Source organism: Brevibacterium sp. Lmc1 (assembly GCF_057654315.1).
The window spans coordinates 150,798-163,199 of sequence record NZ_CM172803.1 but is presented as its reverse complement, the minus strand read 5'-3'; the positions used below and the strand labels follow the sequence as shown (position 1 = coordinate 163,199).

Sequence of the window (12,402 nt, the reverse complement as noted above, 5' to 3'; positions counted from 1 at the left end):
GCGGTCGGTGCCTGTGCTCAGCTGCCGAGGGTGGCCAGTGCCGCTTTGATCCGTTCCCGGGCGTCGGGATCGGTGGCGGCCAGGGGCCGCCTCGGTGAACCGACGGGGACGCCGCGCAGCTCGAGGCCGGTCTTGACCGCCTGGATGAACGGTTCTGAGATCATCGCGTCGATGACCGGGTAGAGCCGCTGCCACTCCTCGCGGGCCCCGTGGAGGTCGCCGTCAGCGATCTTCGTCGACACCGACACGATCTCGGACGGCAGGACGTTCGCGGCCCCCGCGACCATTCCGGCCGCTCCCTCGACGAGGCCGGAGTAGATGTAACTGTCCCAGCCGATGAAGGTGGAGATGACGTCGCTGTGGTGGTGGATGAGCTGAAGTGCCTGTTCCCAGTTCGCGCTCGAGTCCTTGATGAAGCGGATGTTCGCGACATCCTCGGCGAGCTGCCTCACTGTGCCGGGGTCGAGGTTGACGCCGGTGGCGGCCGGGATGTTGTATAGCATGACGTCGATGTCGACGGCCGCGGCCACGGTCTTGATGTAGTCAACGGTCTCGGCCAAGGTCAGAGGCTCGTAGTAAGGAGTGACGATCATGAGGACATCGGCTCCGGCCGCCTGCGCCGCCTGGGAGTGACGGATGGCTTCCCGCGTCGAGGTGGCTCCCGTCTGCGCGACGATCGGCACGCGCCCGGCGGTGCGCTCGATGACGAATTCGAGCATCTGCTGGCGTTCGTCCCCGCTCATCGTGGCGAATTCCGCAGTCGAGCCGCCGACGACGAGGCCGTCGACTCCGCCGTCGATCGAACGGTCGACGACGCGCCCGAGGGCGTCGTAGTCGATGTTCTCCTCGGCGTCGAAGGGGGTGGTCAGTGCGGTGAGGACTCCGCGCAGGGTGGTTGTCATGATGCCTCCGAAGTGATGGTGGTCGATGCTGAGTTGGTGTCCGTCGTCTCCCCCGCCGAGGCGGTCCCCGCCTGATGCTGAGGCGGTTCGTTCTCGTTGGGGTGCTGGACGGGGTGGTGCCGGCGGGTCTGGCGCGCCGTGACGAGAATGTTCGCCGCCTCTTGTGCGGCAGTGAAGCCGGAGCTGATAGCGGTCTCCGTGTACAAGGTGCCCATGTAGTCGCCGGCGAGGAACACCCGCCCGGAAAGCGCGTTGAGTGTCGGCTGAAGTTTGCCGCGACCCGGGAAGCAGTAGGGTGCGCCGGTGCGCCACCGCTGAACCTGGGCCTCTTCGACGATGCCGGCGAACCCGGGCAGGACCTCGTCGAGGTCGCCGATGTAGGTGTCGACGATGTCCTTGTCATCCTGGTCGAGCAGCTTGCGAGCCAAGCTCGCCGGAGAGAAGGTCATGATGCTTCCGCCCGGCTGACGCTCCGATTCCGTGCCGCGGACGATGTTGCCCTGGTTCATCACCACGTTGAACGAGCGCTTCGGCGTGGCGATCCCGTAGGCCCGGTCCCAGGGCTGAGGTTCGGTCTCGTTGGTGAGGAACGCCGCGGACACATAGGGACCGTAGACGATCTGCCCGAGCGCCTCGCGCTTATCCTCCTGCAGGTCGACGGCGATCTTATGGGCCACGGTCGCCGGAGTGGCGAGCACGACGGACAGGGCCTCGATCTCATGGTCGATGTCGTCCTGCCGATAGCGGACGACGACATGGTCCTTCTTATGGACGATCTCGTAGACTTTCGCATCCAGCTGGATGTTCTCCTGCAGCGGAGCCGCGATCGACTCGACGAGGTTGGACGGCCCGCCGCCGATGCTGCGGTTGAGACCCTGCCCGATGTTCCACACGAGGCTGAAGTAGCCGATGCCGGCACCGGCGGCGAGTTCATCGGGGTCGGCTGCCGAACGGGTGATCGTCGGCCGGAACATCGCCTCGGCGTCTTCGGACAGTTCCCCGATATAGTCGGCGAACGAGCGGTCGTTCTCGAAGTCGTAGATCCTCTGCTGACGCATCTCCGAGCTCTCGTTCGGGCGCAGTCGCACGGCGTTGGCGTAGCGGAGGACGTCGGCGGAGACCTTGACCCCGGCCTTGATCATCGATGCGCGGTCCTTCAACGACATCGGGATCCGGAACGGATACGACTGGACGGGTCCGTCAATGAGCAGCTTGCCGTTCATCGACACCGCAGACAGCGATCCGGGGATCTCCGACGAGCGGGTCTGTGTCTCGGTGATAAGGGAATTCGTCGCTGTCTTGCCTCCGGCGAACATGTGTCCGCCCCAGTTGAGGAAATAGCGTCCGCGGTTCTCCGAACGGATCCGACCGCCGACTCGGGAACCCGATTCCAGCAGCGTCACATCCCAATTGCGCAGTCGCCATGCTGCTGACAGTCCGGCGAGTCCGCCGCCGACGATGACGGCATCTTTCATGGGGAGCACCCCCTCTCTACTCTGAGCGTCCGCGCACCTTCACGCAGATCAACTGCACTCAGAATAGGATGTGATCACATTTTTCCGCAAGTGTTTGATCACATCCGATTTCAGGAGTTTCTTCAGGCCCGCACTTGCCGGCCCTTCAAGCGCCCAACCCGGCGCGGATGCGGCGGACGGCGTCGTCGAAGGACTCTTCGGTCACCTCGGCGGCCGCCCCCGGATCGCCGGCGTCGACGGCGTCCATGAGTCGGCGCTGGTGCTTGAGCAGCGGCGCCTTGGCGTCGGCCGCGATCTCTCGCCTGGCGCCGACGAGTTTGTACGCCCGGCAGCGCAGCCACAGGGTCCGGATCGTCTCAACGAGGACGGGATTGCCCGAGGCAGAATAGATCGTCGCGAGCAGCTCCTCGTCGTGGTCGAGATACTCCGAGGCATCGCCGGAGTCGAGAGCCGCCTCCATCGCCGCGAACTCCTCATCGAGCCGCGCCCGGCCCGCCCCGTCGAGCTTCTGCGCGCCCTGGACCGTCGCTTCGACCTCGAGGATGCGACGCACGGAATAGATCTGCAGCAGCTCCTCGGCGGTGAATTCCTTGACCACGGCCCCGCGGTGCGGGCTGGTCTCGACGAGTCCGACCTCCTCGAGCCGGGCCAGCGACTCCCGCACGGGCATGACGCTCGTACCCAGGGACGCCGCGAGCTGGCGTATCCGCAGTCGATCGCCGCTGCGATATTCGCCGGAGAGAATGCTCGCCTGCAGCGCTTCGAACACCTGGTCGCCGATGCGCGGGCCGATCTCGGTCTGGGTCTCGCTCATAGTCGACAGTCTATCCACGCCGAGGCGGCATGCAGCGGTTTCATGGCCTCTGTCCCCTCGGCACCGTGGATACGCCGACCGCTCAGGTTGCCGTCGACCGCTCGCCGCATACCGCGGTACAGCGACGGCAACCTGAGCGGTCGGCGCGAAAGCGGTTCTAGCGCAGGACGATCGTCCTCTTGCCCGAGAGGAACACACGGCCGTCGCAGTGCCACTTCACGGCGTTGGACAGCGCCTTGCATTCGGCATCGCGGCCGGCGGCCACGAGGTCCTCGGGAGTGAAGGCATGGTCGACCTCGACGAGCTGCTGAGCGATGATCGGACCCTCGTCGAGTTCGCTGTTGACGAAGTGCGCGGTCGCCCCGACGGTCTTGACTCCGCGTTCCCATGCCTGGTGGTAGGGCTTCGCACCCTTGAACGACGGCAGGAACGAGTGGTGGATGTTGATGGCGCGTCCGGTGAGTTCGCGCGCGAGGTCGTCGGAGAGGATCTGCATATAACGGGCGAGCACCACGAGGTCGACCTCGAAGCGGTCGACGAGTTCGAGCAGCTTCGCCTCGGCCTCGGGCTTCGTCTCCTTCGTCACGGGGATCCGGAAGAAGGGAATGTGGTGCCATTCGACGAGCTCACGGTGGTCGGGGTGGTTCGATACGACCGCGGCGATCTCGATCGGCAGCTCGCCGACCCGGGCGCGGAAGAGCAGGTCGTTGAGGCAGTGCTCGAACTTCGAGACCATGATGAGCACCCGCCGCTTCTCCCCCTGCGGCCACAGCTGCCAGGTCGCGCCGAACTCCTCGCCGATCGCTTCGAAGTCGGTCCGCAGAGCCTCGACACCATTGCCGGGCTCGTCGGAGACGCTGAAGTCGATGCGCAGGAACAGCTGCTGGGTCGACTGGTCGTCGAACTGTTTGAGTTCCTTGATGTCTCCGCCGTGGGTGAGCAGGGCACCGGTCACGGCGTGGGTGATTCCGGGGCGCTCAGCGCATTCGAGGGTGAAGATGTAGTCCTGCATGTCCGTGTCCTTCTGTCCGTGGGGCAAGGTCTGTGTGGTGCAAGGTCGGGATGGTGCTCAGCATTCGACGACGTTGACGGCGAGGCCGCCGCGCGATGTCTCCTTGTACTTCGATTTCATATCGGCTCCAGTCTGCCGCATGGTCTCGATCGCCTGATCGAGGCTCACCCGGTGGGAGCCGTCGCCGTGCATGGCCAACCGGGCCGCATTGATCGCCTTCACAGAGGCGATGGCATTGCGTTCGATGCACGGCACCTGCACGAGGCCGCCAACCGGATCGCAGGTCAGCCCGAGGTTGTGCTCGAGTCCGATCTCCGCGGCGTTCTCCACCTGTTCGGGAGTTCCGCCGAGTACGGCGCACAGGCCTGCGGCAGCCATCGCACAGGCCGATCCGACCTCCCCCTGGCAACCCACCTCGGCGCCGGAGATCGACGCATTGCGTTTGAAGAGGATCCCGATCGCCCCGGCCGTGAGCAGGAATTGCACGACGGCATCGTCGGCAGCACTCGCACCAGCGGCGGTGCCAGCTCCGTCGTCTGATGCGCCGGCATCCGCGCCGTCGGAGCCGGCTCCCTCGTCGCCGGTGACGAACCGGTCCATGTAATGGAGCACCGCGGGAATGATGCCCGCGGCCCCGTTCGTCGGGGCAGTGACGATCCGCCCGCCCGAGGCGTTCTCCTCGTTGACGGCCAAGGCATAGAGGTTGACCCACTCGAGGGCATCGAGCGAACCCGATGCCCGGTAGTCCGCGTCCTCGAGCTTCGCCCGCAGTTCGGGGGCGCGCCTGCGGACCTTGAGCCCGCCGGGCAGCGTCGTCTCCTCCCGCGTGCACCCGTTGTGCACGCATTCGCGCATCACCGCCCAGATCGCCAAAAGCTTCTCCCGCAGCTGCTCATCACTGCGGGTCACGCGTTCGTTGACGGCCATGAGCTCGGCGATGCTCAGCCCATGCTCGCGGCAGCGGGCGAGGAGTTCATCGGCCGTGGCGAAATCAATCGTCCGACCGACTTCCTGCCCGGCCTGTTCAGACGCCTCGATCGTCTCGGCAGCGTCCTTCTCGGCCGCGAGCTCCTCGGCGGTGACGACGAATCCCCCACCGACCGAGTAGTACTCGCGCTCGATGACCTCATCATCGACCTCGGCGCGGATGAGCATCCCATTGGGATGGCCGGGAAGATTCTTCCGCATGTGCAGGACGAGATCCGTCTCCGGTTCGAATTCGATGACGAGACGCCCGCCGAGGTGGAGCTTGCGTTGGGTCTTCACCTCGGCGACCAGCGGACCCACCTGGTAGGGGTCGAGCGTTTCGGGATCGAAACCGCTCAGACCCACGAGCACCGCCGAATCCGAACCGTGCCCGATGCCGGTCGCGGCCAGCGAACCATAGAGTCCGACCCGGACCCGACGCACCCGGTGCAGGAGACCGTGCCCCTCGAGTTCGTCGACGAATCGCAAGGCTGCACGCATCGGCCCCACCGTGTGCGAGGAGGAGGGGCCGATGCCGATCGAGAACAGATCGAGGACCCCGAGTGCCATCAGCCGACGTCCTCTTCACGCGCCGAGGCTCCGCTGGCATCGACGCTGTCGAGGAACTCCGCCATTCCATCGAGCAGCCAACGGACCGTGAAGTCCGCGAAGCTCGCCCGCGGGTAGACGCGGTAGGTGTCCTCACCGCTGTGGTGGAGGATGACCGGCACGGGACCCAGCGCCGTGACGATCGCGGATCCGATGCCGAAGGCGCGAGGGTGGAGATCGGCGCGGCAGCTCTTCTCGAGCACGTCCCGGGCCTTCTCCCCCGTCAGTTCGAGGATCGTCCGGTTGGCCGAGAGATCGACGGCCTGTCCGGGCAGTCCCTCGAGTCCTGCCTCGGCGACGATCGTCTCTCCCGGCTGCTGCTCGCGGGAGACATCGACGGCGAGGAACTCGTCGGGGCTCAGCCACAGCACGTGCTGAGCCGCCGGATCACCGGTGACTTCGCCGACGCTGCGCGGCAGGTTGAGACCGAACGTGTCCTCGAGTGACGTCCACGATGCGGAGTCAGGCTGTGCCCGCAGGCCGATCTGTACCGTGAAGGGCAGTTCGCGCAGGCCGACGCTGCGGCCGCCGGCGGCACTCGCCTCGGACATCAGTCCGGCGAGGTGCGCGGCCGGCGAGACCCGCAGGTCATCGAGTCCGCTCGACCCGGTGCCCGTGTGGGCGGTCTGCGCTTCAGCCGTCGAGGGGGACTCTGCCGTCGCAGGGGTGGAATAGGTGGTGTCAGCCATCGCGGCGGTTTCCTTCCGGATCGTAGAAGACGGGCGAGGTGATCTCGACGTCGACGAGGGTGTCGCCGAAGGGAGACTTGACGATCTCACCTTCGCGGTTGCGGCCGTTCTCGACGAGTGCGAGACCGAACGGCCGGTCGAGGCTCGGCGAGATATACGACGAGGTGACATGCCCGATCATCGGCACCGGACCGTCCTCCGGTGTAACGGGCGTGCCCGCCGCAATGAGCTGGGCGCCCTCGGCCAGACGCGTCGTACCGTCGACCGGCAGGACTCCGACGAGGTGCTTGCGGTCCTCGCGGGCCGTGTCGACCCGGGAGTAGGAGCGTTTGCCGATGAAGTCCTTGACCTTCGAGACGATCCACTCCATACCCGCATCCTGCGGGGTCACGGTCCCGTCGGTGTCCTGCCCGACGATGATGAAGCCCTTCTCAGCACGCAGCACGTGCATGACCTCGGTGCCGTACGGGGTGATGTCGAATTCGGCACCCGCCTCAGCGACGGCCTCCCACACGGCCAGCCCGTAGAACGTGTCGACGTTGATCTCGAAGGCGAGCTCTCCGGAGAACGAGATCCGGCAGATACGGGCGGGAATGCCGTTCGCCAGCGTGGTCTCGCGGAAGCCCATGAACTCGAAGGCCTCGTTCGACACATCGAGGTTCGGTGCGACCTTGGCGATGACATCGCGGGACCGGGGTCCGGCTACGGCGACGGTCGACCACTGTTCGGTCACCGAGGTGAAGACGACGTCGAGGTCGGGCCATTCGGTCTGGTGCCATTCCTCGAGCCATTCGAGGACGGTCGCCGCCCCGCCGGTCGTCGTCGTCATGTAGTAGCGGTCCTCGGCCACGCGCAGGGTCACGCCGTCGTCGAAGACCATTCCGTCGGGCTTGCACATCAGCCCGTACCGGCCCTTGCCGACCCCCAGCTTCTTGAAGCCGTTCGTGTAGATCTGGCCGAGGAATTCCCCGGCGTCCTTCCCGCGGATCTCGATCTTGCCGAGCGTCGAGGCGTCCTGGAAGCCGACGGATTCGCGCACGGCCTTGCCCTCGCGCAGCACCGCCGCCTCCATGTCCTCGCCCGGCTTCGGGTAGTACCAGGGGCGCTTCCACTGCCCGACGTCTTCGAACTCGGCACCGTGGGCGACGTGCCAGGGATGGATCGAGGTGACCCGGGCCGGGTCGAAGAGTTCGCCCTTGCGCCGTCCGGCCAGCGCCGCAAAGGGCACCGGTGCGAAGGGGGCGCGGAAGGTGGTGTGCCCGACCTGACCGAGATCGTCGGCCTCCCCCAGCACCGAGGCGATCGCGCCGATCGCGTTGACCGCTGAGGTCTTGCCCTGATCGTTCGCCGTCGAGATCGAGGTGTAGCGCTTGATGTGCTCGACCGAGCGCATGCCCGCGCCCATCGCCCGCTGCACATCGGCGACGGTCTGGTCACGCTGGAAGTCGATGAAGTGCGTGCTCAGGTTAGCGTGATCGTCCTGCGCCGAGGTGACCAGCCACAGCGGACGGGCCGGAGCATAGGCCATCGCCGAGGCTGCGGGCACGGCGAGCGCGGCCGGGAAGCCGGTGCGGTTCGCCGCTTGGTTCCCCGCCTCGGCGCCCTGCCGCAGAGCCGCTTCGAGCGAGTAGTCCCCGGTCACTGCGCCGACGGTGAACTGGTCACGCACTGAGGTCGTCGGCACGAAGGCAGCGATGTCGACGTTCCAGTGGATCGGACCCTTGCGCTGACCGTGCAGGTGGATGACCGGCGAATGTCCGCCGGAGACCGCGAGCAGGTCGACGGGGATGCTCTCACCGTTCTCGGCTGCGACGCCGTCGTCGTCGAGTCCGGCGACGGTGACGGCGCTGACCCGCCCGGCGGGTCCTTCACCGGCGGTGCCGGTGACGGCGGAGCCGAGGATGAGACGGGTGCCCGTGGCTGCGGTGACGGATTCGGCGATCGCCGAGGCTGAGGTGCGGGAGTCGATGACCGCGGGGACGGTGATGCCTGCCGCATGGAGGTCGGTAACGAGATCGTAAGCGGAGTCGTTCGTCGTCGTCACTGCCACATTGTCACCGGCGGCCACACCGTAGCGGCCGAGGTATGTGCGCACGGCCGAGGCGAGCATGATGCCGGGACGGTCGTTGTCGGCGAAGACGATCGGACGGTCGTGCGCACCGGTGGCGAGCACGACCTGACCGGCGCGGATGTGCCAGACCTTCTGGCGCACTCCGCGGCCACCGGCAGCGGCGACGGCGTCGGTGCGGTCTTCGAGGGCGACGAAGTAGTTCGAGTCGTAGCTGCCGAAGACCGTGGTGTTCGGCACGTACGTGAGTTCTTCATGCTCGGCGAATCCGGCGACGGTGGACTCGACCCACGCCAGGGCGTCGACGTCGTCGATCGTTTCGGCCGTGGCCGGTCCCGCGGCGAGCAGCGAGCCGCCGGGAATCGACTGGTCGTCGAGGAGCAGGGTGCGCGCACCGGACTTGCCGGCCTCCCGGGCCGCGGCGAGTCCGGCGGGGCCGGCCCCGACGATGAGGACGTCGGTGTGGACGTGTTTGTGCTCGTAGGTCAGTTCGTCCTGGCCGGGATCGAGGATGCCGAGCCCGGCGAGGTAGTCGGCCTCGAGTCCTTCGGCGATGGCGACGCGGGTGGCGGGCAGCATCGACTCGGAGACGTCTCCGGGGAATCGGGAATGCACGCGGACGAGCGCATTGGACTCCTCGACGCCCGCGCCGAGGATGCCGCGGGCCCGACCCAGATAGGTCGAGTTGCCGCAGTCGATGCGGCCCGCGGCGATGAGCGCGCTGGCGATCGTGTCACCGGCGAAGCCCGAGTAGGTCGCTCCGTCGACCGTGAAGTCGATCGGGCGGGCGGTGTCGATGCCGGTGGCACCGGGCAGACGAGACGCCGAGTGCAGGCGGGTGGTGTTCGTCATCGAACCTCTCCTTGCGTGTCGGGACGGGGCGAGCCGATCGGGTAGATGGCGGTGAAGTCGTAGGTGGCCGTGTCGCGGATGGCGTTGAACCACTTCCGGCAGCCAGCGCTGTGGCTCCACATCTCGGCGTAGGCGCCGCGGCTGTTCTCACGGTAGAAGAGGTACTCGGCCCATTCCCTGTCGGTCAGGGCGTGCGGGTCTTCGGGGTAGGGAACGTGCGCCTGTCCGCCGTAGTGGAATTCGGTTTCGTCGCGTGGCCCGCAGTTCGGGCAGTCGATGAGCAGCATGTCGGTGTCTCTTTCCTTCCGCTCAGTGAGCCACGGCTGCGGCGCCGTGTTCGTCGATGAGGTGACCGGTTTCGAAGCGGTCGAGGGCGAATGGGGCGTTGAGCGGGTGGGGTTCGTCGTTCGCGATGGTGTGTGCGTAGGTGAAGCCCGCCGCGGGGGTGCCCTTGAAGCCGCCGGTGCCCCAGCCGCAGTTGGCGTAGAGTCCTTGGACTTCCGTCTTCGACACGATCGGTGAGGCGTCGAGGGTGACGTCGACGTTGCCGCCCCAGGTGCGCAGCACATGGGCGCGGGCGAAGATCGGGAACAGCTCGACCGCGGCGGCCAGCTGCTCCTCGATGACGTGGAAGCCGCCTCGTTGACCGTATCCGTTGTAGGAGTCGACGCCGGCGCCCATGACGAGTTCGCCTTTGTGCGCTTGGGAGACGTAGACGTGGACGTGGTTGGACATGACCACGGTCGGGTGTACGGGTTCGAAGAGTTCGGAGACCAGCGCCTGCAGCGGGTGGGTCTGGATCGGCAGGCGGATCCCGGCCATGTCGGCGAGCACCGAGGAGTCGCCAGCCACGGCAAGAGCGACCTTCTCGGTGGCGATCGGTCCGCGGTTCGTCTGGACGCCGACGACCTGATTGCCGATGCGTTCGATGCCCGTGACTTCGCAGTTCTGGATGATGTCGACGCCCATCTCATCGGCCTTGCGGGCGAAGGCCCAGGCGACGTGGTCGTGCTTGGCGATGCCGGCGCGCGGCTGATAGGTGCCGCCCATCACGGGGTAGCGGAGGTCGTCGCCGATGTTGATGATCGGGCAGACTTCCTTGACTTGGCTTGCATCGAGCCATTCGGCGTCGACGCCGTTGAGCTTGTTCGCGTTCACCCGGCGCTGGGATTCGCGCACGTCCTGAAGAGTGTGGGCGAGGTTGAGCACGCCGCGCTGGGAGAAGAGGAAGTCGTACTCGAGTTCTTCGGGCAGCTGTTCCCAGAGCTTGAGGGACTTCTCGTAGATCGCGGCGGATTCGTCCCACAGGTAGTTCGAGCGGATGATCGTCGTGTTGCGGGCCATGTTGCCCCCGGCAAGCCAGCCTCTCTCAAGAATGGCAATGTTCGTCATTCCGTGGTTCTTCGCCAGGTAGTAGGCGGTGGCGAGTCCGTGTCCGCCGCCGCCGACGATGACGGCTTCGTAGGACTTCTTCGGCTCCGGATTGCGCCACAGGAAGTCGGGGTGTTCGGGAAGCTGGTCAGCCATCAGCGTGCTCCGATCTCGGTGAGGGTGGGGTACAGGGGGTGATCGTTCGCCAGTCGGGTGACGCGTTCGCTCAGTTCGGCGATGATCTCCGGGCTCGCGCCGTTTTCGTCCGTGCCGGCCTTGAGCACCTCGGCGATGATGTCGGCTGCTTCGGCGAATGCTTCGCTGCCGAATCCGCGGCTGGCAAGCGCCGGGGTGCCGATCCGCAGACCGGAGGTGACCATCGGTGGTCGGGGGTCGTCGGGGACGGCGTTGCGGTTGACGGTGATGCCGATCTGGGCGAGCAGATCTTCGGCCTGGGCTCCGTCGAGGGTCGAGTTACGCAGATCGACGAGGACGAGGTGGACGTCGGTGCCGCCGGTGAGGACGGAGATTCCGCGTTCGGCGACATCGCCTTCGGTCAGGCGGCGGGCGAGTTCGCCGGCCCCGGCGAGGGTGCGCTTCTGCTTGTCGACGAAGGTGTCGGTGGCGGCCAAGCCGAAGGCCACTGCCTTGCCGGCGATGACGTGTTCGAGGGGTCCGCCCTGCTGTCCGGGGAAGACGGCGGAATTGATCTTCTTCGCGATGTCCGCGTCATTGGTGAGGATGATGCCGCCTCGGGGGCCGCCGAGGGTCTTGTGCGTCGTCGACGACACGACGTGGGCGTGCGGGACCGGTGAGGGGTGGAGTCCGGCGGCGACGAGTCCGGCGAAGTGGGCCATATCGACCATGAGGTAGGCACCGACGGAATCGGCGATGCGGCGGAACTCTGCGAAGTCGAGCTGTCGCGTGTAGGCCGACCAGCCGGCGACGATGAGCTTCGGCTGGTGCTCGTGAGCGAGGCGTTCAACCTCGGCCATATCGACGCGTCCAGTCTCGGCATCGAGGCCGTAGGGGACGATCGAGTAGAGGCGGCCGGAGAAGTTGATCTTCATCCCGTGGGTGAGGTGGCCGCCGTGGGCGAGATTGAGTCCGAGGACGGTGTCGCCGGGACGGATGAGGGCGTGCATGACCGAGGCGTTGGCCTGGGCGCCGGAGTGCGGCTGGACGTTTGCGTACTCGGCACCGAAGAGTGCCTTGACGCGGTCGATGGCGATGCGTTCGATCTCGTCGACGTGTTCGCAGCCGCCGTAGTAGCGGCGGCCCGGGTAGCCCTCGGCGTACTTGTTCGTGAGCACTGACCCTTGAGCTTCCATGACGGCCGAGGCGGTGTGGTTCTCCGAGGCGATCATCTCCAGTCCCTCGCGCTGCCGGGCCAGTTCGGCATCGATGAATCCGGCGATCTGCGGATCGAGTTCAGCGATCGAGGTGCTCAGTTCGACGGGTTCACGGCTGGGGAAGGTCCCAGCGGAAGCGCCTGCCGGGGCACTGGCCGTGCCGGCTTCTGCGGGATTGGCGAGTTGCTCTGTCATGGATCTCCTTCGACCTGTCGCGATCGGCCTTTCCCAGCTGATCGGCAACTAATATATCAGATGCGTTCCTGTAGTGTAGGCAGAGAATTCCAGCCGA

Annotated in this window: 10 protein-coding genes; all 10 read right to left on the bottom strand. The window is 66.5% G+C overall.

The features are described from left to right. Nucleotides 1-17: 17 nt before the first annotated feature. Complete coding sequence (dapA, locus tag AC239G_RS00710) at nt 18-902, bottom strand: 4-hydroxy-tetrahydrodipicolinate synthase (protein ID WP_139467729.1); 885 nt, start codon at nt 900-902, stop codon at nt 18-20. Then, entirely contained in the window at nt 899-2,377 is a 1,479-nt protein-coding gene (locus AC239G_RS00705; RefSeq protein ID WP_181271135.1) for a flavin monoamine oxidase family protein, read from the bottom strand. Before AC239G_RS00705 ends, dapA begins: the two co-directional genes overlap by 4 nt. Before the next feature lie 145 nt (nt 2,378-2,522). Continuing rightward, nucleotides 2,523-3,191, bottom strand: a complete 669-nt coding sequence (locus AC239G_RS00700; RefSeq protein ID WP_139467727.1) for a GntR family transcriptional regulator — start codon at nt 3,189-3,191, stop codon at nt 2,523-2,525. A 157-nt stretch (nt 3,192-3,348) separates the two neighbouring features. Next, nucleotides 3,349-4,203, bottom strand: a complete 855-nt coding sequence (purU, locus tag AC239G_RS00695; RefSeq protein WP_092009573.1) for a formyltetrahydrofolate deformylase — start codon at nt 4,201-4,203, stop codon at nt 3,349-3,351. A gap of 57 nt (nt 4,204-4,260) precedes the next feature. Beyond that, a complete protein-coding gene (locus AC239G_RS00690; protein WP_458310832.1) occupies nt 4,261-5,739 on the bottom strand; it encodes an L-serine ammonia-lyase in 1,479 nt (492 codons plus the stop codon). Next, nucleotides 5,739-6,467 (bottom strand): sarcosine oxidase subunit gamma, encoded by a 729-nt coding sequence (locus AC239G_RS00685; RefSeq protein ID WP_259358115.1) that lies wholly within the window; start codon nt 6,465-6,467, stop codon nt 5,739-5,741. The genes AC239G_RS00690 and AC239G_RS00685 overlap by 1 nt, the downstream gene beginning before the upstream one ends. Next, nucleotides 6,460-9,387 carry a 2Fe-2S iron-sulfur cluster-binding protein gene (locus AC239G_RS00680; RefSeq protein WP_172172960.1) on the bottom strand — a complete coding sequence of 976 codons (2,928 nt, stop codon included), beginning with the start codon at nt 9,385-9,387 and terminating at the stop codon, nt 6,460-6,462. The genes AC239G_RS00685 and AC239G_RS00680 overlap by 8 nt, the downstream gene beginning before the upstream one ends. Continuing rightward, on the bottom strand, nt 9,384-9,674 hold the full coding sequence (locus AC239G_RS00675) for a sarcosine oxidase subunit delta (protein WP_139467723.1): 291 nt from the start codon (nt 9,672-9,674) through the stop codon (nt 9,384-9,386). The genes AC239G_RS00680 and AC239G_RS00675 overlap by 4 nt, the downstream gene beginning before the upstream one ends. 22 nt (nt 9,675-9,696) lie before the next feature. Further along, nucleotides 9,697-10,914, bottom strand: a complete 1,218-nt coding sequence (locus AC239G_RS00670) for a sarcosine oxidase subunit beta family protein (protein WP_139467722.1) — start codon at nt 10,912-10,914, stop codon at nt 9,697-9,699. Then, nucleotides 10,914-12,305, bottom strand: coding sequence for a serine hydroxymethyltransferase (gene glyA, locus AC239G_RS00665; RefSeq protein ID WP_172172962.1), 1,392 nt, complete (start codon nt 12,303-12,305; stop codon nt 10,914-10,916). Before glyA ends, AC239G_RS00670 begins: the two co-directional genes overlap by 1 nt. Between the last annotated feature and the right edge of the window lie 97 nt (nt 12,306-12,402).

Excerpts from the sequence above, each read along its gene's own strand:
- dapA (WP_139467729.1), bottom strand. The coding sequence starts at position 902 with ATGACAACCACCCTGCGCGGAGTCCTCACCGCACTGACCACCCCCTTC.
- AC239G_RS00670 (WP_139467722.1), bottom strand. The coding sequence starts at position 10,914 with ATGGCTGACCAGCTTCCCGAACACCCCGACTTCCTGTGGCGCAATCCG.
- AC239G_RS00700 (WP_139467727.1), bottom strand. The coding sequence starts at position 3,191 with ATGAGCGAGACCCAGACCGAGATCGGCCCGCGCATCGGCGACCAGGTG.
- purU (WP_092009573.1), bottom strand. The coding sequence starts at position 4,203 with ATGCAGGACTACATCTTCACCCTCGAATGCGCTGAGCGCCCCGGAATC.
- AC239G_RS00675 (WP_139467723.1), bottom strand. The coding sequence starts at position 9,674 with ATGCTGCTCATCGACTGCCCGAACTGCGGGCCACGCGACGAAACCGAA.
- AC239G_RS00705 (WP_181271135.1), bottom strand. The coding sequence starts at position 2,377 with ATGAAAGATGCCGTCATCGTCGGCGGCGGACTCGCCGGACTGTCAGCA.
- glyA (WP_172172962.1), bottom strand. The coding sequence starts at position 12,305 with ATGACAGAGCAACTCGCCAATCCCGCAGAAGCCGGCACGGCCAGTGCC.
- AC239G_RS00680 (WP_172172960.1), bottom strand. The coding sequence starts at position 9,387 with ATGACGAACACCACCCGCCTGCACTCGGCGTCTCGTCTGCCCGGTGCC.
- AC239G_RS00690 (WP_458310832.1), bottom strand. The coding sequence starts at position 5,739 with ATGGCACTCGGGGTCCTCGATCTGTTCTCGATCGGCATCGGCCCCTCC.
- AC239G_RS00685 (WP_259358115.1), bottom strand. The coding sequence starts at position 6,467 with ATGGCTGACACCACCTATTCCACCCCTGCGACGGCAGAGTCCCCCTCG.